18 protein-coding genes are annotated in these 18,926 nt (G+C 65.6%); 5 read left to right on the top strand and 13 right to left on the bottom strand.

All coding sequences use genetic code 11. The features are described 5' to 3' along the window. Positions 1-105 precede the first annotated feature (105 nt). The 10 genes from U4Z64_RS22495 to U4Z64_RS22450 all read right to left on the bottom strand — a co-directional run bounded on the left by U4Z64_RS22495 (position 106) and on the right by U4Z64_RS22450 (position 11,338). Complete coding sequence (locus tag U4Z64_RS22495) at positions 106-1,302, bottom strand: TauD/TfdA family dioxygenase (RefSeq protein WP_321821126.1); 1,197 nt, start codon at positions 1,300-1,302, stop codon at positions 106-108. A gap of 23 nt (positions 1,303-1,325) precedes the next feature. After that, a complete protein-coding gene (locus U4Z64_RS22490; protein WP_321821125.1) occupies positions 1,326-2,285 on the bottom strand; it encodes an alpha/beta hydrolase in 960 nt (319 codons plus the stop codon). A 36-nt stretch (positions 2,286-2,321) separates the two neighbouring features. Next, the gene (locus U4Z64_RS22485; protein WP_321821124.1) at positions 2,322-2,810 is read right to left on the bottom strand and encodes a thioesterase family protein; all 489 of its coding nucleotides are present in this window, start codon (positions 2,808-2,810) and stop codon (positions 2,322-2,324) included. Positions 2,811-2,816: 6 nt separating this feature from the next. Next, a complete protein-coding gene (locus U4Z64_RS22480; RefSeq protein WP_044847784.1) occupies positions 2,817-3,782 on the bottom strand; it encodes an L-carnitine dehydrogenase in 966 nt (321 codons plus the stop codon). Positions 3,783-3,867: 85 nt separating this feature from the next. Further along, complete coding sequence (locus U4Z64_RS22475) at positions 3,868-4,797, bottom strand: 3-keto-5-aminohexanoate cleavage protein (RefSeq protein WP_006484708.1); 930 nt, start codon at positions 4,795-4,797, stop codon at positions 3,868-3,870. 100 nt (positions 4,798-4,897) lie between these two features. Next, positions 4,898-5,851 (bottom strand): choline ABC transporter substrate-binding protein, encoded by a 954-nt coding sequence (locus U4Z64_RS22470; RefSeq protein WP_044847783.1) that lies wholly within the window; start codon positions 5,849-5,851, stop codon positions 4,898-4,900. A 261-nt stretch (positions 5,852-6,112) separates the two neighbouring features. After that, complete coding sequence (locus tag U4Z64_RS22465) at positions 6,113-6,718, bottom strand: M17 family peptidase N-terminal domain-containing protein (protein WP_321821123.1); 606 nt, start codon at positions 6,716-6,718, stop codon at positions 6,113-6,115. A 145-nt stretch (positions 6,719-6,863) separates the two neighbouring features. After that, positions 6,864-8,429 (bottom strand): PQQ-binding-like beta-propeller repeat protein, encoded by a 1,566-nt coding sequence (locus U4Z64_RS22460; RefSeq protein ID WP_321821122.1) that lies wholly within the window; start codon positions 8,427-8,429, stop codon positions 6,864-6,866. Between the two features lie 333 nt (positions 8,430-8,762). Then, positions 8,763-9,872: a porin gene (locus U4Z64_RS22455; RefSeq protein ID WP_415750590.1), complete on the bottom strand. Its 1,110-nt coding sequence runs from the start codon at positions 9,870-9,872 to the stop codon at positions 8,763-8,765. 494 nt (positions 9,873-10,366) lie between these two features. Then, positions 10,367-11,338 (bottom strand): LysR substrate-binding domain-containing protein, encoded by a 972-nt coding sequence (locus U4Z64_RS22450; RefSeq protein WP_044847779.1) that lies wholly within the window; start codon positions 11,336-11,338, stop codon positions 10,367-10,369. 136 nt (positions 11,339-11,474) lie between these two features. On the opposite strand from U4Z64_RS22450, the gene U4Z64_RS22445 reads away from it, so the two are divergent. Together U4Z64_RS22445 and U4Z64_RS22440 are read left to right on the top strand one after the other, a co-directional pair. Further along, on the top strand, positions 11,475-13,775 hold the full coding sequence (locus U4Z64_RS22445) for an NADP-dependent malic enzyme (RefSeq protein ID WP_321821120.1): 2,301 nt from the start codon (positions 11,475-11,477) through the stop codon (positions 13,773-13,775). A gap of 123 nt (positions 13,776-13,898) precedes the next feature. After that, positions 13,899-14,627, top strand: coding sequence for a transporter substrate-binding domain-containing protein (locus tag U4Z64_RS22440; protein WP_321821119.1), 729 nt, complete (start codon positions 13,899-13,901; stop codon positions 14,625-14,627). Positions 14,628-14,720: 93 nt separating this feature from the next. On the opposite strand, the gene U4Z64_RS22435 is transcribed toward U4Z64_RS22440, so the two are convergent. Beyond that, complete coding sequence (locus U4Z64_RS22435; protein ID WP_321821118.1) at positions 14,721-14,882, bottom strand: hypothetical protein; 162 nt, start codon at positions 14,880-14,882, stop codon at positions 14,721-14,723. 23 nt (positions 14,883-14,905) lie between these two features. On the opposite strand from U4Z64_RS22435, the gene U4Z64_RS22430 reads away from it, so the two are divergent. Continuing rightward, positions 14,906-15,463 (top strand): DUF6891 domain-containing protein, encoded by a 558-nt coding sequence (locus tag U4Z64_RS22430; protein WP_321821117.1) that lies wholly within the window; start codon positions 14,906-14,908, stop codon positions 15,461-15,463. Positions 15,464-15,658: 195 nt separating this feature from the next. Here U4Z64_RS22430 and U4Z64_RS22425 read toward each other — a convergent pair whose 3' ends face one another. After that, complete coding sequence (locus tag U4Z64_RS22425; protein ID WP_321821116.1) at positions 15,659-16,186, bottom strand: 2'-5' RNA ligase family protein; 528 nt, start codon at positions 16,184-16,186, stop codon at positions 15,659-15,661. A gap of 79 nt (positions 16,187-16,265) precedes the next feature. Then, on the bottom strand, positions 16,266-16,832 hold the full coding sequence (locus tag U4Z64_RS22420; protein ID WP_321821115.1) for a nucleotidyltransferase family protein: 567 nt from the start codon (positions 16,830-16,832) through the stop codon (positions 16,266-16,268). A 214-nt stretch (positions 16,833-17,046) separates the two neighbouring features. Between U4Z64_RS22420 and U4Z64_RS22415 the strand changes: the two genes are divergently transcribed. Together U4Z64_RS22415 and U4Z64_RS22410 are read left to right on the top strand one after the other, a co-directional pair. Then, a complete protein-coding gene (locus U4Z64_RS22415; RefSeq protein ID WP_321821114.1) occupies positions 17,047-17,715 on the top strand; it encodes a hypothetical protein in 669 nt (222 codons plus the stop codon). Positions 17,716-17,860: 145 nt separating this feature from the next. Further along, positions 17,861-18,868 (top strand): HEAT repeat domain-containing protein, encoded by a 1,008-nt coding sequence (locus U4Z64_RS22410; protein WP_321821113.1) that lies wholly within the window; start codon positions 17,861-17,863, stop codon positions 18,866-18,868. Positions 18,869-18,926 lie beyond the last annotated feature (58 nt).

The following is an 18,926-nucleotide window of genomic DNA, read 5'->3' as shown; positions in this document are numbered from 1 at the left end:
CGCCGCCCGGCAGCGGGTGGCTTCGCCCGGGCGCCTTGCGTCCGGGCGCTTTTTCCCCGGCGAGGTATGCGTAACGAAGTCGAATGCGGAAGTCGAATGCGCCGATCAGCGCCCGGCGGCAGCCGCGGGCAGCGCACGCGACAGCACTCGCCAGCGCGACAGCAGTTCGTCGCGATCGACGTAGCAGCCCTGCAGATGCCGGCGGCCCGTCGACGGATCGAACTCGGTGCGCGCATGCAGCACGCGCCGGTTGTCGAACGCCCACATGTCGCCCGCCCGCAGCCGGCGCTGCACGCGGAAACGCGGCTCGCGCGCGAGCGCGAGAAACCGCCGGTACGCGCGGTAGACAGCCGCGACGGCGCCGGCCGGCGCATCGAGCGGCCCGCGCAGGAAGTTCGCGACGCGCACCTCGGTCACGTTGCCGCGCGCATCGAGCCCGATCACCGGCGCCGAACAGCGGTAGTCGCTGTTCGCACTCTTGTTCCAGAACTCGAACGGTGTCGACGCAAGTTGCGTGAAATCGTCCGGATATTCGCGCCGCAGCGCATCCGCGAGCGCGAAGCCGTCGAGGAAGACGCTGTCTCCGCCCGTTGCGTCGTTCGCGAGGCAGTGCAGGAACTGCACGCCCGGCTGCAATTCACGCGTCGGCAGGTCGGTGTGCGGCGGCAGGTTCAGCGACGTATAGGCATTGCTGTCCGGCCGCGGCTTCGATTCGACATCGAACAGCACGCCGAAATTGCTTTCGCGGATCAGGCCGACACGCCGCGCGATCCGGTCGACCCGGCCGGGTTCGGCCGGCACGCCCTCGACGAGCGTCAGCCCCGTGCGCTGCAACGCGGCGAGCCAGGCGAGCAACGCGCCGTCGTCCTCCATCACGTCACGCCACGCGAACACGCCGATCGCCGTCGCATCGTCGCCGGTCCACACGTGCCGCCCGTGCGCGGCCTGGCGTTCCGCGCGGGACGCATCGTCGTAAGCATGCGCGCGCAACCATCCCGGCGACCAGGCGCTGCGATGCCCGTCGTTCCACTCGACGTGCAGCGCGCCGTCGGTTTCGACATGCACGACGAGCGCCGACAGATCCTCGCGCGCATCGGCGATCTCGAACACCTGTTCGCGCGTGAGCACATGCACGCACGCGGAACACGCGCAGTTGTCGCGCAACCAGTCGAAGTGAAACGGCGATCGTCGCGTGTCGCTCCACTCGACGTTCACCGCACCCTCGCCGATCGTCGCCGCCGCAATGGCCGCGTCGGCGGAAAAGGTCCGCCAGTCCTCGATACGGTGTTGCGCTGCCTGCATCGTTGCCTCCCGGAAAACGCCCGCTACGCGTGTGGTGCGAGCAGAAACCCGCCGATCATCCGGTGCATCCGCGCCGCCTGCGGGCTCGTTCCGAGCGCGCGCCAGCAGCCGTGCACCAGCCCCTCTCCCATCCAGTAACGCGCGGCGCCGCCGGCCGCAACAATGTGTTCGACATAGACGCGCGCATCGTCGCGCAGCGGATCGTGTTCCGCGCCGATCGCGAGCACGGGCGGCAGCCCGTCGAAACGCGCCGCCGCGAGCGGCACCGAAGCGCGCAGCAGCGGATCGTCATCGCCCGGCGCATCGTCGCGTTCACTGCCCCAGTACAACGCGCGATAGCGATGGACGTCGTCGAGCGTGAGCATCGGCGCGTGTGCCTCGGTTTCGCGCGCCGGCGATTGCGGCTCGAAGCCGAGCATCGGATAGACGAGCGCGATCCCGTCGATGCCGCCTTCGCCCGCATCGCGCAGCGCGGTCGCGACGGCGGCCGCGAGGTTGCCGCCGGCACTGTCGCCGGCGAGCGTCAGCGGTCGCGCGCACGCGTCGAACGGCCAGTGCGCAGCGTCGCGCGCGGCGCGCGTGACGGCCAGGCAATCGTCGAGCGCGGCCGGCGCGCGATGCTCGGGCGCGAGCCGGTAGTCGACCGCGATCACGGCAAGCCCCGTGTCGGCCGCCAGTTGCGCGGTGATCGACGCATGACTGTCGAGCGAGCCGACGACGAAGCCGCCGCCATGAAAGAACAGCACGGTGCCGCGCGGCTCACCGTGCGCGGGCGCATAGCGCCGCAGCGCGATCGCGCGTCCGTCCGGCGCATGCCACACCGCATCATGCCGGACGATGCCGGCCGGCAGTTCGGCGGGCGTCCACGCGGCCGCGAAGCGATCGTAGACGCGGCGTTGCTCGTCGGGCGAGCGCGCCGCTGCGTCGGCCGGATACCACGCGTCGACGGCCGCGACGAACGCCGCGATTTCCGGTTCGAGCATCGTGTGCGCTCCGCGGTCCAGGGTTGAACGTCGACGCTAGCGGCGCGGCGGCAGTCCGATCACGCGGCCTGCATACGCAGGGGCCGCGCAATCGCGCTGCAACGCATGCACTTCGGCCACGCGCGCGGCGACGTCGTCGTCGAACGGCGCCGATTTCGCGCCGTCGCGCGTGTCGACGTGCAGCAGCATCTGCTCGCTCGCCGACACCGCGCCGTCGTGCCCGTCGGCGAACAGTTCGAGATACAGGTGCAGCCGCTTCGCGTCGTGCGCGAGCACGCGCGCATCGACGCGCACGCGCGTGCCCTCCTTGATCTCCTGCAGATAGTTCACGTGCGCTTCGAGCGTGTAGACCGAGCGGCCCCGCTCGCGACGCGCGGCGTCGTCGAGACCGATGCGGTCCAGCAGCGCATCGGTCGCGAAGCTGAAGATCAGCAGATAGAACGCGTCGCGCAGATGGCCGTTGTAGTCGACCCATTCGGGCCGCACGACGTCGCGGTAGATCGTCAGCGGGGTATCGCCTGTCATGTTCGTTCAGTCCTCGAATCGCATTCCGTGCCGCGCCTTCACCGCGGCGATCGCCTTCAGCACCTCGGTGATGCACTCGTCGCGATAGCGTTCGAGTTCCTTGATGCTGCGCGTGCCCTGCTGCTCGCTCGTGCCTTCGACGACGCTGTCGATCAGTGCATCGGTCAGCTTCGGCGCGACCAGCTTCGTCCATGGCAGTTCGAGCGCGGGGCCGAACTGCTGCATGAAGTGTCGCATGCCCGCGTCGCCGCCGGCCAGCGTGTACGTCAGGAACGTGCCCATGAACGACCAGCGGATGCCCGCGCCGAAGCGGATCGCATCGTCGATCTCGCCGGTCGTCGCGACGCCCTCGTTGACGAGATGCAGCGCCTCGCGCCACAGCGCTTCGAGCAGCCGGTCCGCGATGAAGCCCGGCACTTCCTTGCGCACGTGCAGCGGCCGCATGCCGAGCTTGCGATAGATCTCCATCGCCGCCTCGACCGCTTCCGGCGAAGTACGCGCGCCGCCGAGCACCTCGACGAGCGGCAGCAGGTAGACCGGATTGAACGGATGCCCGACCACGCAGCGCTCCGGATGCGTCGCACGCGCATAGAAGTCGGTCGGCAGCAGCCCCGACGTCGACGATGCGATGATCGCGTCGGGCTTCGCCGCGCGGCTGATCTGTTCGTGCAACTCGAGCTTCAGCGCCTCGCGCTCGGGTGCGCTTTCCTGGATGAAGTCCGCGTCGGCGACGCAGGCCTCGATCGTCGACTCGAAGCGCAGCCGCGCGGGATCGGCGCCCGGCGCGAGGCCGACGCGCTCGAGCGCGGGCCATGCATTCGCGACGCTCGCGCGCAAGCGCGCTTCCGCGTCCGGCGCGGGGTCCCACACGACCACGTCCAGACCGTGCGCAAGCGCACGGCAAATCCATCCGCTGCCGATCACGCCGGTGCCGATCGCGGCGAACGTCTTGATGTCGGTCTTCACTGCCATGTCAACACATCCTTCAAATCGAGGAGAATCGGACGGCGGCGCACCCGTGCGCGCCGCCGCATTGAAGCGGAATCAGCCGCGAAACTCACGCGAACTCGGCCACCGCGCGGCGTTCGAGCAGACGCTCGCCACGCGCCGGCAGGCCGAGCTTGCGACGCCCTTCGGCCGGCGTCAGCACGCGACCGCCGAGCCGTTCGACGATTTCCCGCGCACGCTCGACGAGCGTGCCGTTGGTCGCGTGCACGCCGCGATCGAGCCAGATGTTGTCTTCGAGGCCCACGCGCACGTGGCCGCCGAGCAGCATCGCCTGCGCGACCATCGGCATCTGCATGCGGCCAATTCCGAAGCCCGCCCAGTGCGCGCCCGGCGGCAGGTTGTCGACCATCGCCTTCATCGTGCCAGTGTCGGCCGGCGCGCCCCACGGAATGCCGAGGCACAGCTGGAACAGCGGCGGATCGTCGAGCAGCCCTTCCTTCAGCAATTGCTTCGCGAACCACAGATGGCCCGTATCGAAGATTTCCAGTTCCGGCTTCACGCCGAGTTCCTGGATGCGCTTGGCGCCAGCGCGCAGTTGCGCGGGCGTCGACACGTAGATGTAGTCGCCGTCGCCGAAATTCAGCGTGCCGCAATCGAGCGTGCAGATTTCCGGCAGCAGTTCCTCGACGTGCGCGAGACGCGTGAGGCCGCCGACGAGATCGGTGCCCTTGCCGAAGCGCATCGGGTCTTCACCCGGACCGATCTCGAGATCGCCGCCCATGCCGGCCGTCAGGTTGATGATCACGTCGACGTCCGCCGAGCGGATCCGGTCGACCACTTCGCGGTACAGGTTCGGGTCGCGGCTGCCGCGGCCCGTCTGCGGATCGCGCACGTGGCAGTGCGCCACCGTCGCGCCGGCCTTCGCGGCCTCGATCGCGGCGGCCGCGATTTCCTTCGGCGTGACCGGAATCGCCGGATGTTTGCCGACCGTATCGCCCGCGCCGGTGACCGCGCAGGTGATGATGACTTCGTGGTTCATGCTGAGTGCCCTCGTTTGATTCGGTTCGTGTCGCTCGATTTCCGTCGTACTGCAGATGATTTTTCGCTGCGCGCCGCACGCTCGCGGCGCGTGCGGGCCGTTACAGGCCGAGATAGGCCTTCACGGCAGGCAGGCCGTCCTTGCCGTCGAACGTCTTGACGCCGGCGAGCCAGGCATCGAGCACCTGCGGATTCTTCTTCAGGTACGCCTTCGCGGCGTCGGCCGGCTTCGTCTTGTTCATCACCGACTGCATCAGCTGGTTCTCCAGCTGCGTCGTGAAGCGCAGGTTCTCGACGAGCTTGCCCGCGTTCGGGCAGCGCGAGATGAAGTCGGGCGCCGTCAGCGTGTACACGCGCGCTTCGCCGTAGTTCGGGCCGAACGCCGCATCGCCGCCGGACAGGTAGTTCATGCTGATCTGGATGTTCATCGGATGCGGTTCCCAGCCGAGAAACACGACCCACTTCTTGTCGCGGATCGCGCGCTCGACCGTGACGAGCATCCCCGCCTCGCTCGATTCGACCAGCTTGAAGCCGCCGAGGCCGTACTGGTTCGTGTCGATCATCTTCTGGATCGTCGCGTTCGCGCTGCTGCCCGGCTCGATCCCGTAGATCTTGCCGTCGAGCTCCGCGCGATGCTTCGCGATGTCCTCGAAGGTCTTCAGGCCGGCCTGGTATTCGTAGCTCGGCACCGCGAGCGTCGCCTTCGCGCCCGACAGGTTCGGCGGTTCGACCACGTTGATCGACTTGCTGTCGAGGAACGGCTGGAGCTGCTTCTGCTGCACCGGCCACCAGTAGCCGAGCGAGATGTCCAGCTGCTTGCTCTTCAGGCCGGCGAACGAGATCGGCACCGATGCGATCGTCGTCGTCGGCTTGTAGCCGAGCCCTTCGAACACCGTCGACGCGAGCGCCGTGGTGGACGTGATGTCGGTCCAGCCGATATCCGCGAAGCGTACGTTGCGGCAGGTCGCGGCATCCGTTTCGGCCTGCGCCGCGGTCGCGAACGCGCCGGTCGCCAGCACGGCCGCGACGAACGCGGCGATCTTTGTCGACTTCATGTTTCTCCCCTCCGGTTGGACCGATGTCCGACGGTGCGCGGAGTGCGTCCCGGCCTGCATCGTGGGAGTAAAAGTAACGAGCCATATTCACCGCAAGACGACCGCCGGCGACCTGTTCTTGACTATTTGCGACTATGAGTGGAAACCACTATGCGCGCGGAATGGCTTGTATGGCGGGGGTTTGGGGTGGATTTCGATGAGGAGGGGTTTGTCCGGATGCGGCGTGACGAGATGCCGTACGCGACAACCAGACAGGGTCAGTCAGGTCCGTGCGGCTGCAAGCGCGTTGCCGAAATGCTCGACGGCGCCGTCGAAGCGCGCCGCGCCGACGTCGAACACCCAGCGGCGCAGCGCGGGGGGCGCAGCAAGACCCAGCTCCGCGACCCGATACCGGGTGTCGATCACGGCCAGCACGGCCTTCACCATGGCTTGCGGCATGCCTTCGGTGGCGGCGGTCGTCAGCCCGCCGTCGAGTATGCTCGGCGCAAAGGCTGCGCTTTCGACATCCTGCTGCATCGCCGTCCGCGCGGCCGTGGCGACGGCATCCGCGGTTCTTTCGATCGTCCAGCTGGCCGGATCGCCGAGCCCGACCAGCAACAAGGCACGCGCCGCGATGCCCGCGGGCGGATGGCTGATCCACAGCGTTTCCATCGGCGCGGCCCGAAAACGGCCCTCGTGCCGCAAGCCGGTGAGTGCCCCCGACAGTGCGAGGTCGAGATGGCGTAACCCGCCGGTCGGGCCATCGCCCGTCGCCTCGCGCGCAAACATGCAGCCACAGGAGAGGTCGACCTGCGCGCCTACGCCATCCCATGCGGCAACCTCGAAGGACACCTCCCGCCAACGACCGATACTTTGTCGAAGAACCATATCGTCTCTCCCGCAAGACTGGAACAGGGTCCGGAGCGCAGCGCGCGCCCCGGTGTCCAGCGTTGCGCCTCTTCATCGGCCTGCCCGGGCTTGCGCCGGCGCACGAGCAGCCCGTCATCCGCGTACGCCGGTATCTGCGTTGCGCTTATTGCTTGGCGGCAAGACCGAACGCGTAGAGCTTGTGACTCGTGCCGTCGTACGGCAGACCGAGCACCTTGGTGTGGTAGCCCGCCCCCCAGTACACCGACCCGTCGACGATGGCAGCGCCCGACACCACCGCGCCGTTGTTCTCGTAGCTCCACTTGATCTCGCCCGTCGCCGCATCGAGCGCATACATGCTCGCGCCCGTCCCGGCCAACGAGCCGGCATAGACGACCCCGTTTGCGGCCGACATCGCCACCGTGTCCATCTTGCCCTGCGGGTCGGCCGTGCGCCACAGCACCTTGCCGGTGGCGGCGTCGACCGCCGCCCAGATGCCGCCCTTGGTCGTCTTCTGGCCGTTCGGACCGTTGTCGACGTCGATCGATTTGCCGTCCAGGTTGCCGATCGAAACGTAGATGCGCTTGCCGTCGGCGGCCGTCCCCCACAGCATGCCGCCCAGCAGGCTGCCCGGGCCGACCTGCGTCTGCCAGACCACCTTGCCGGTCTTGGGATCGAGCGCCCAGTACACGCCGCTCTTCGCGCCTGCGCCCACCAACGTCCTCTCCTTCCCGTTGATGGTCGCCTTGAACAGGTTGGGCCCCGAGCCGAAATCGTAGTCCGGGCCGTCGTCGTGGTCGTAGTTGGTCGACATGTCGGCCGCCAACGTGCGGCTATGCCAGACGATCCTGCCGGTCTTGAGGTCGAGCGCGACGAAGCTGTCGATCATGTTGGCCGGCGTATCGGGTTTGCAGTTCTTCTGGGTCGGGTAACGGCAGTGACCCGGCGGGACCGAGAAGTTGTTGCCCGTGGTCACGTAGAGCAGGCCGGTTTCATGATCGACCGCAGCCGTGTTGCCCCACACCGAGCCGCCGGTATATCCCTTCGGCACCATATAGGTCTTCCACAGCATCTTGCCGGTCTTGGCGTCGAGGGCGACCACCGCGCCGCGATAGGTCGGCTTGTCCTTGAGCGCCTCGGCACGCGACGAGAGGCCGACATACACCACGCCGCGATCGACGATCGGCGATTGGGTAATGATCGCGGTCGGATCCGAATCCACCTTGGTCCGCCACAGCGGCGCGCCATCGTCTGCCTTCGCTGCCAGCACGAACGCGCCGGTCGGGTTGTTCGCAACCTGGGTGCCCTGCCCGAAGATCAGCGTACCTTCCCAGTAGGCCGGGCTGGTGCGCGACGCATCGTTGTCGATACCGCTGTATTCGGTGATCTTCTTCTTCCACTTCACCTTGCCACTGGCCGCGTCGACCGCCCACAGCGAGCCGCCGAAGTCCGGCACATACACGGTGCCGTTGGCGACGGTCGGCGTGGCCGACACGTTGCCGTCGGTATCCAGCGTCCAGCGCGGCGCAAGCTGCGAGACGTTGTCGACGCCGATGACGTGCTCGTCCGGCGCGGTGCGCGTGTTGTCGACACCCTGCCCGGCAAAGACCCAGTCTGCCGCCGCACCCGGGCCGCTTGCGATCATGCCGAACAGGGCAAGCGTGCCGATCATGGCCGGCGTACGCCGGCGCCACGAGGCAAGTCCGGCATGCTGCTTGTTGGATGTTTTCATGACATCACCTTACCGAGAGAAGAGTGACTGATGACCGGCCGAACCGAAACGGCCGCGGTGAAAAAAACTGGCGCGCCGGGGCGACAGGAAGCGACCGGCACGCCTGGCGATACCCAACCTGCGCGTGCTTTCAAAAGCGGGGAAAAGGTCGACATGGCCGGGATGAATCATTTGACGCAGCGTGAATATCGATACCCAAAGTTCGGTTGCGAAGCGCGAAACATAGGACCACTGCATGAAACCACCACACGCGCCGATGAAACATGCGCGCCCGTGACGACAGCGCGTGACGACGCGCGAACCCTGAAGCCGATGCACCGGCAGATCCGCCGCTCAGAACGTATGCATCATCCCCACATACGCGCCCGTCTGCGACTCGCCAGTCATCGGGCTCGTGCCCGACGTCGCATCGCGCGGCGACGCGAGCAGCGAGAAGTTCGAATTCCCGCCGTTGCGCACGTACGCGACGGTGCCGTACAGGAACGTGCGCTTCGACAGGTTGTACGTCGTGCCGAGCACGTACATGATCGCGTGGCCCGACGGATCGTGCGACGCGTCGCCGCCGCCGTCGCCGACCTTCACGTAATACCCGCCGCCCGTCACCGCCCACTGCGGCGTGGCCGTGTAGGTCGCGCCGAGCCAGTAGTGATCGGCGCGATCGGCGACGCCCGCCGGGCTGTCCGGCGCCTGGTAGTGCGTATACGCGCCCTGGATCTTGAACTTCGACACCTTCACGTTCGCGCCGACGAAATACTCGCGCGACGCGGTGAAGATGTTGCTGAACTTGCCGTTGTTGTCGCGCAGCTCGTCGTAGAGGCCGCGCACGTCGAGCATTGGTGAGTGATACGAGATCATGATCCCGTCCGAGCGGCCGAAGTCGTCGGCCGCGCCGTAGTTGAAGCCGCGCGACTGGTTGCCGAACGCATACTGCGCCTGCACGTCGAAGCCGCCGATCACCGGGCTGTGATATTCGACGTTGTTGCTGCTCTGCTGCCAGTTGCGGCCGCGCACGAGCGATGCGGACGAAAACGCCTGCTGCACGAACGGATCGAATTCCCACACGCCGTCGCTGTCGATGAACAGGTTGCGGCCGGCCTGCAGCTGGCCCCACGTGTCGCTCTTCAAGCCGACATACGCGCGGCGCGACCACATGCGTCCGCCGCCCGTCGTGCCGTTCATCACCTGGAACGCGGTTTCGAGGTTGAAGACCGTCGACATCCCGCCGCCGAGATCCTCGAAGCCCTTCAGGCCGAACATGCTGGTGCCCCAGTCGCCGCCTTCCGCGCTCCAGCGCGTCGAGCTGCCGCTGGGCGTCGCGATGTGGTTCAGGTATTCGACGCCGCCGTCGATCCGGCCGTACAGCGTCACGCTCGTCTGCGCGAACGCGGCCGCCGGTGCGGCGGCCACGATCAGCCCTGCGAAATGTTTGAATATGAGTCGCAAAATCAAGCCCGCCTCCTCCACGTCTCGACCGTCCGATGCGTTGGCCGGCAACCCATGCCATCACGGCAGCGATGGTGCAACGCACACCATACGAATCGACATGCACGCGTCTGACGTTGATAATCCGCCGAACTGCGACGGAACAAGCGACAAAGACGATGGAATCGATACGGTACGCGGCCGCCGCGAGCCTTCCCTTGCGGACCGATTATGAGGGTAGGACAAGCACCGCTCGATGAACAACCACTATTTGGAAATTCACCCATGCCGCTCGTTTCTTGATGACGAAATCGAGTCGTGCCAGCATCGGACTTGCCGCCTCTGTTGCCGGCCATGCGCCGTGACGATCCAGTGATGGTTGACGACGCAGTTGACGATGACGATCCATGCAATTGCAACACGCCCGCCGCAGCACGCCATGTGAATCGGCGGACGATGAAAAGCGGGAATGACGCGGTTGCCGGCCGCGCACGTACCGGCCGGCAACCGAACGCTTATCGCGGCGTTTCGACGTAGGTTTCCCTGCAGATCTCGCGCAGCGCCTGGACGAGCACATCCCGCGTCGGCGCATGCGATTCGGCGGCGCGGGTAAACAGCGCGATGGGCGGCAGCGTCCAGACCAGCGAGTAAGGCACGATCGCCACGCCGGCGATGCGCACCATTTCTTCCGCGATATCGGCCGGCACGATCGACACCGCGTCGTCGCTCGACGCGATCATTTCGCCGATCAGCTTCGACGAGTAGCTTTCGACGATCGGCACCGGCGGCGCGATGCCCGCCGACAGGAACAGGTCGGTCACCTGCTCCCGCATCGGCGTGTGGGGCGCGCCGAGAATCCAGTCCAGCGCGTGCAGCTTCTCCCAGTCGAGCTTCGTGCGGGCCAGTTTCGCGGCGAGCCGCCGGCTCGCGATCATCCGCGGCTGCTGCTGGTACAGGACTTCGAAGGAGACCTGCCCCAGATCGATCGCCGACGATGCGCGCCCGATCACGAGATCGACGCTGTGATCCTTGAGCTGCAACAGCAGCTGATCGCTGGTGCCCTCGTGGATCGTCACGGTCAGGCGCCGTTCCATCCGGGACTGCAGGCGCTTGAGCGCCGCCGACAGCATCTGGCCCGAAATAAACGGAATCACGCCGATATGCAGGTGCGCCGCATGGCCGGCGGCGACCGCCTCCATCTCGCGGGCGAGATGGTCGAGATCCTTCAGCATCGCCTTCGCGCGCTCGAGCACGACCGAACCGAGTGCGGTCGGCCGCATCCCGCGCGACGAGCGCTCGAACAGCGGCGTGCCGAACATGCTTTCCAGCTCGGACAGCGCATTCGTCACGGCGGGCTGGCTGCTGGCCATGTGCTCCGCGACGCGCGTCAGCGACCCGTGCTGCTGGATCTGCAGCAACAGCATCAGGTGCCGCATCTTCAGGCGCGCGCCAAGCCGCCTGACCACGTCGTTCGCGTCGAATGTCATTGCCGTACCGCCACACCATCATGAAAAAGTGATGGAGCGATATTAAAACAGAATCATCTCCTTATGGCCGATCCCTAGAATCACCTCCATGGATCGCGTCGGGACTGGCCTGACGCGCACGCCCGGACCCGACAACATGAAACAGACAGAGACCCAGCAGCAGGCCGCGTACGACTATCACGAGTTTCCGACCCCGGGGAAGATCTCCGTCGTCGCCAGCAAGCCGCTCGTGACGCAGCGCGATCTCGCGCTCGCCTACACGCCCGGCGTCGCCAGCGTCTGCGAGTCGATCGCCGCCGAGCCGCTGAACGCGCACCGCTTCACGAGCCGCGGGAATCTGGTGGGCGTCATCACCAACGGCACCGCCGTGCTGGGTCTGGGCAACATCGGCGCGCTCGCGTCCAAGCCGGTCATGGAAGGCAAGGCCGTGCTGTTCAAGAAGTTCGCGGGGATCGACGTGTTCGACATCGAGATCAACGAGACCGACCCGGACAAGCTCGTCGACATCATCGCCGGCCTCGAGCCTACCTTCGGCGGGATCAACCTCGAGGACATCAAGGCGCCGGAGTGCTTCACCGTCGAGCGCAAGCTGCGCGAGCGCATGAAGATTCCCGTCTTTCACGACGACCAGCACGGCACCGCGATCACCGTCGCCGCCGCGTTCATCAACGGGCTGAAGGTGGTCGGGAAGTCGATCAAGGAAGTGAAGGTCGTGACGTCCGGTGCCGGCGCGGCGGCGCTGGCCTGCCTGGACCTGCTCGTCGACCTCGGGCTGCCGGTCGCGAACATCTGGGCGACGGATATCGAAGGCGTCGTCTATCGCGGCCGCACCACGCTGATGGATCCGGCCAAGGAACGCTTCGCGCAGGAAACCGATGCGCGCACGCTGTCCGAAGTGATCGGCGACGCGGACGTGTTCCTCGGGTTGTCGGTCGGCGGCATCCTGAAGCCGGAGATGCTGAAGGCGATGGCCGCGCGGCCGCTGATTCTCGCGCTCGCCAACCCGACGCCGGAGATCTTCCCGGAACTCGCGCACGCGACGCGCGACGACGTCGTGATCGCGACCGGCCGCTCGGATTTCCCGAATCAGGTCAATAACGTTCTCTGCTTCCCGTACATCTTCCGCGGCGCGCTGGATGTGGGCGCGACGACGATCACCCGCGAAATGGAAATCGCCGCGGTTCACGCGATCGCCGGCCTCGCGCAGGAAGAGCAGAACGATATCGTCGCGGCGGCCTACGGCGGCGACGAAGTGTCGTTCGGTCCGCAATACCTGATTCCGAAGCCGTTCGATCCGCGCCTGATCGTGCGTATCGCACCGGCCGTCGCCAAAGCGGCGATCGAAGGCGGCGTGGCGACGCGCCCGCTCGCGGATCTCGACGCGTATGTCGAGCAGCTGCAGCAGTTCGTCTACCACTCGGGCGCGTTCATGAAGCCGCTGTTCGCGACCGCGCGCCAGCTCGTGCGCGACGGCGGCAAGGCACGCATCGTGTTCACCGAAGGCGAGGACGAGCGTGTGCTCCGCGCGGTGCAGGTGATCGTCGACGAGAAGCTCGCGCGCCCGATCCTGGTCGGCCGTCCGGAGGTGCTGCTCGCGCGGATCGAGCGGTTCGGCCTGCGCCTGCGTCTCGGTCAGGACGTCGAGGTGACCAATCCGGAATACGACGAGCGCTTCCCGCAATACTGGACCACGTATTGGGAACTGCGCTGCCGCGACGGCATCTCGAAGGAAATGGCGCGCGTCGAAATGCGCCGGCGCCTGACATTGATCGGCGCGATGATGGTGCGGCTCGGCGATGCGGACGGGATGATCTGCGGGACGGTCGGCGAGTATCACAATCACCTGCGCTTCGTCGATGAAGTGATCGGCAAGAAGCCCGATGCATCGACCTACGCGGCGATGAACATCCTGCTGCTCAATCAGCGGACGGTCGCGCTCGTGGATACGCACGTGAACGACAACCCGTATGCGGAGCAGATCGCGGAATTCACGATCGCGGCCGCGCGGCAGATGGAATGGCTGAACCTCACGCCGAAGGCTGCGCTGCTGTCGCGGTCGAACTTCGGGTCGGGCAGCGCGGCGTCGGGCGTGAAGATGCGCAAGGCGCTCGAGATCATCCGCGCGCACGCGCCGGATATCGAAGCCGATGGCGAGATGCATGGCGACTGCGCGCTCGATGAGGCGCTGCGTGCGCGGCTGCTGCCGATGTCGCCACTGAAGGGCGCGGCGAACCTGCTCGTGTGCCCGAACGTCGATGCAGGGAACATCGCTTACAACCTGCTCAAGACGGAAGCCGGCAGCAACGTCGCGGTCGGGCCGTTCCTGCTGGGGGTCAATGCGCCGGTGAACATCCTCACGTCGAGCGCGACCGTGCGACGGATCGTGAACATGACGGCGTTGACCGTGATCGAAGCGAATCGGAACGTGGCGGGTTGAGTGCGGCCCAGGTAGTCGCATGATGGGGCCGGCTGCGGCCGGCCCTGTCCTGCGAGCGAAGTATTAGAATCGTCGGCAATCGGCTGCCGATTCGGCGGCCGTCCCTGCTCGCGAGAAGACGCGATGAAGGTAACGATTGCATACCTCGACGAACCGCCATTTGGATGGACGGAACCGGACGGCACGGCAACCGGTGCCGACCTCGATCTTGCCGGCGAGATCCTTCGGGCGATCGGTGTCACGCGGATCGAACCTCACCTGACGACATTCAGTGAACTGCTGCCCGGTGTCGCCGCAGGCCGCTGGGACATGAACGTTCCGCTCTTCGTTACGCCGGAACGCGCCGCCATGGTCGCGTTCAGCGTACCCGTGTGGGGAATCGCGGACGGCTTTCTCGTTCGTGCCGGAAACCCGAAGCAACTGACCGGCTATGCGTCGCTTGCCGCGCGTCCCGATGCACGTCTTGGCATCATTACCGGACAGGTACAGCACGACTCGGCGAAAGCCGCGGGCGTGAGCGAGCATCAGATCACCCTGTTCGACCGGCAAGCCGATGCGATCGACGCGGTGCGCGCCGGCGCGGTCGACGCGTACGCGAGTACTGCGCTCGGACTTCGGATCGTGGCGAAACGGATGGGCGGCGCATTGCTCGAGGCCGTCGCGCATGAACCGGTAGCGGACCGGTTACACCACCTGCCGCCGTTGGGTGCCTTCTCGTTCAATCGACAAAACAGCGCGTTGCTCGATGCGGTCAACCGGCAGCTGCGCGCGTATCTGGGCTCGCCGGAGCATCGCGCGCGCATGGCGGGATTCGGATTGAGCAGTGCCGAAATCGATCCTGCCCTCCGCTGAAACGGTGGCGCGACGATGAGCACCGGTAGCTGGAGAAAGCGCATTCGACATGGTGGCGCTGGACGCTGCGCATCGCGCACGCTTGTGCTGGTGCTAGTGCTCGCGAAAACGGGCGGCGCCGCTGGCGCCCGTCGAGACGCCGAACCGTTTTCCGGAGGGACGTTCGTCGCTCGACACGGTTTCAATACGCCGGTGCGAACTGTCGAGCAGGACTGTCGCTGGCGGGTAACGGCCGGCAGCGGCGTTGAAGATCAACGACGCCACCTGGAGACCATGACGTGACGGACACCGAAAAATACGTGATGGAGTGCATCACCAAATGGGTCTGGTCAGGCTTTAACGACCCCGATGATGTCCGGGAAATGATGGAGGACATCCTGGAGCCGGACTGCGACGCAGATCGGCTGGAAGGTTTCATCGAGTCGGAATTCGAGCGCAAGGCTGCGGCAGAACGGTCCTGGCCTCGGGAGACGGATTGCGATCGGCTGGATCGCGTGTTCGATGAACTGGACGACGACGGCATCTGCGCGCTGTCGAACGCCGGATACACGATGTCGGATGGCCACTCGGACGTTTCGGAAGCCGTGCAGGACGCGCCGCAAGGGCGCTATCACGGGTACTGCTTTTATCACGGACAGGATGTCGAAAGAGCGCTGGATGGACACGGCCTCACGCTCGCCTTCGGCGACCTCGCCGGCGACGACGCGCGCGGTGCGGTAGTAGGCCGCCAGGTCGCGGAAACGCTTGCGCGGGCCGGGTTCGAAACGTGCTGGAACGGGTCTGTCGCCAGTCGTATCGAGCTTCCATCGTTCGACTGGAAGAGACGCCATCGGTAGCATCGGGTGTATAGGCCGGGATCTGACTGGTGGGTCAACGTCAGATTGGGTCTCGGATAATACGACCGTTCGTCGCCAATGGTGGTGATCGACCTGAAGCGGACGGTCAGCTTTCTACAAAGCAGCCATTCGCTTCAGATGGGCCAGACGCATAGTCCCATGGAACAGTCCAGACCGGACTGCGGTCGATCGTCACTACACGTAGACGTTTGGAAGATCAATCACATGCATCTTCCTCCAGCGGCCCGACGAGTTCCCCAGCAGAGCGACAGCGCTACAGCACGTTCGAATCGCCTCCCGCGCAGACAGACGATGTTCGAGCTCGACGGCAGCCAAATGTGCTGTCACGGCATCGCCGTGTGCGACAGTCAGATGTGGGACGATGCCATCGTGTGCGCCCCCATAGGGGCGAAACATGGGGAATCGCTCGACCAGCGCAGTCGTCAAGGCGACAAACGGTTCTGGCGGATCGGGAGCAAGATAAGTCGTGACCGCAAACCGCTCGACCTTCCTCAACGAAAATTCGAACGGCCGCACGTTACTCAGCGCGCTTTGTGCCTGATGAAGGACATCGGGCGTAATTTCGTCAGGCGGCATGAAGGGAAACAGGACCGTGATATGCGCCGGCACGCCCAAGTCAGAGGTAGCATCAAACCGGCTCCGAAGGTCCGCTACTGTTGACTCGGCTGCGGGAACCTCAACGACGAACGCTGTTGTGAGCATTCGGGAATCCTCTCGCGTCGATTGACCATCTATGGTCGACTTCCGTCGGTAACTCGCCCCTTGGCTGCCTGCGGCATCTCTAAATGATGATGGTCACACGGGGCCAGCGGTCCTTGTATCTTTTCTGCTGGATTCGCTGAAGATAGGTATCAATGCTGACACGCGCTGGATTGCGTCGTACCACCATGGAAAAGAGGTCGTCGAGCCCGTATGGCGCGCAGGCATCAATTGTCCCGTCACGGAGCAAAGTCAGTCCTACCGTCGTCGTGTACTCCGGCCAGGACGCAATGGCTTCGGCCAGTGAACTGAAGGGGGGCACCGGATGCCCAAAGGCGCTCTCGAACCAGAGATGAACAGCGGCCTGATTCGTGACCTCCCACGGAATTTCGGGACACTGCGCGGTGAGGCTGCGCTGGATTTCGGCATCGCGAATCGACGACAAGTCGGACGGGTCGAAGTAGGCTAAATCGACGTCGGCTAGGCGTGTCGGAGTCACATATCCATGGAGCGAGTCCCAGACCAAATTGCGAATGGCCCCTGCGCCAATGCACCAGGATTTCAGGCCCATTGCACGTGCCGCCGACAGCGCCGACAGACACCAAGATGACTGTCGGGCTATTTCGACTAATCTTTCATTGAGATTCATCGCGGATCTACGCAGCCTAAACGAGCAGCACTGCTCAGATTGTCATCAAATCCGGCCGCACTGTCGAGTGACCGGAACTGGCCGCCCGTCACCCGCGGAGGAAGCGATGATCGGCCCCACGAACGGCTGCCTGGGCGTGCAATTCGCCCCTCGCCCGAAAACGCTTGACCTTGTCACAGTGACAAGGCGTCCACTGTCGGGCGAGGAGGCGTTCATGACCCTTCACTATCCCCCGACTTCCCGTCACGCACTGACCACGGCACTCGAGCATCCGGACGCTTCGCTCCGTCTTGCGGCTGCGCTTGGTGCCGGCACGGCTCCCGATCCAGGCCAGATCACGCTACTGGTGAAGCGTTGCGGTGTCGAACCGGATTTCTTCGTTCGCGACATGCTCACCTGGGCGCTCACCCGGCATGCGCAGGATCTGACCTTGCCATTGCTGCTTGACGAGCTGCGCTCGCCGTTGGCGCAAGCGCGTAGCCAGGCGCTGCATACGCTCTCGAAGATCGGCGACCCCGCAACCTGGTCAGCGATCACGAGCGGGCATCTACATGACCCCGATCCTGAGGTGGCACGAACTGCGTGGCGCACCGCGGCGGGGCTGGTGCCGACCTGGCAACGAGCCGCCTTGGCACGCGAACTGGTTCGCGAGCTGGGCCGCGGCGACAAGGACCTCAAGCGCAGTCTGAGCCGGGCCTTGCTCATGCTTGGAGACGACGCCATTGCCCCGCTCGATGCGGCGGCGGCCCGACACACGGACCCGGCGGTTCGCGTTCATGCCTGCGCGAGCCTCAGGCTCATCGCGGACCCGGAGAGTGCGTTTGTGCTCGATCCAGCCGATGCGTGGCGCGCAAGTGCACCGTTGCCCTACGCCGATGAATAGGCGGGTTGACGGCGATCGATGTGATGAGCCACGTGTTGGCCGAGGTGATGGAAGCCGTTGGCGGTTTGTTAGAATCTTCGAGGCTCGATGGGAGCCAAGGCCGAGACACGAGGCGGCGTGAACCAGATGACACCGGAGACAAGTGATGCGCATCAGCGAGTTGGCCAATCGTTCCGGCGTCAGCGCGCGCATGCTGCGGCACTACGACGCGATCGGACTGGTCAGCCCATCGGGACGTACGGAAGCGGGATACCGCGAGTATTCGCAAGCCGATGCCTTGCGCCTGTTCCAGGTGGAGAGCCTGCGTTCGCTGGGCCTTGGGCTGGCCGAGGTGCGTCAGGCGCTCAGCCAACAGGCGCCTCACCCCGATATGCTCATTGACGCGCTGATGGTTCGCAGCCGCGAGCGGCTGGCCGCAGAGCAAGCGTTGCTTTGCCGGCTGACTTCTGTGTCCGCCACCTCTCCCGATGATTGGTCAGCAGTGCTTGAGGTCGTGCATCTGTTGAAAGGACTGGAGTCGACGCATGCGCCTGAGAGACAGCGTGCTGCGTTCGACGCCGCGTCCAGCGATGCCCCGCTTGCAGCACTCATCGCCCACGCACTGCTCCAGGAACAGGAGCCGAATGTCGCAGGTGCGCTGCACTGGGCGCTGGGAAGAACCGTAGGCAGCGGCGCCAGCGTACTTGGCGCGGCGCTTCAACAGCCCGATCCGGCAGTACGCGAACGGGCCGTGCTCGCGCTGGCGAAACTCGGCGGTTCCGATGCGGTGGAGACCTTGCGTGGCTCGCTCCTCGACCCCGCGGAGCGCGTGCGGTATCGCGCTGCGCGGGTGCTTGGCGGATGGGGGATACGCGACGCCATTCCCCTGCTGATCGAGCAGGTTCTTGGCGGGACTCACGATGTCGAGGCGGCCGATGCGTTAGCCGATTTGGCGGAAGACCCCGCGATCGCAAGGCAAATTGTGGAGCGCTTTGAAGCAGCGATCTCGGACGGTCCAGCCGATGTCCAGACCCGTGTACGTGTTTGTCAGGCGCTCGCCGAATTCAATGGCGCGGCGTCCGCCCTGCTTGCCCGGCTGGCCGCCGATCCAGACCCGTCCGTGGCGCGCAATGCGCGTTACGTGATCGGTATTCGCAACGACACGCCAACGTAGTCGAGTTTGAGTTTGATAGTCGGCCTCTTCCTTGGAGGCGAATGCCCTCATTTCCTGT

Origin of the sequence: Burkholderia sp. BCC1996, assembly GCF_905339955.1 — a bacterium.
Classification (GTDB): Bacteria; Pseudomonadota; Gammaproteobacteria; order Burkholderiales; family Burkholderiaceae; genus Burkholderia.
Note: the sequence above shows the minus strand (reverse complement) of the source record. Positions and strands in the feature narration are given on the sequence as shown.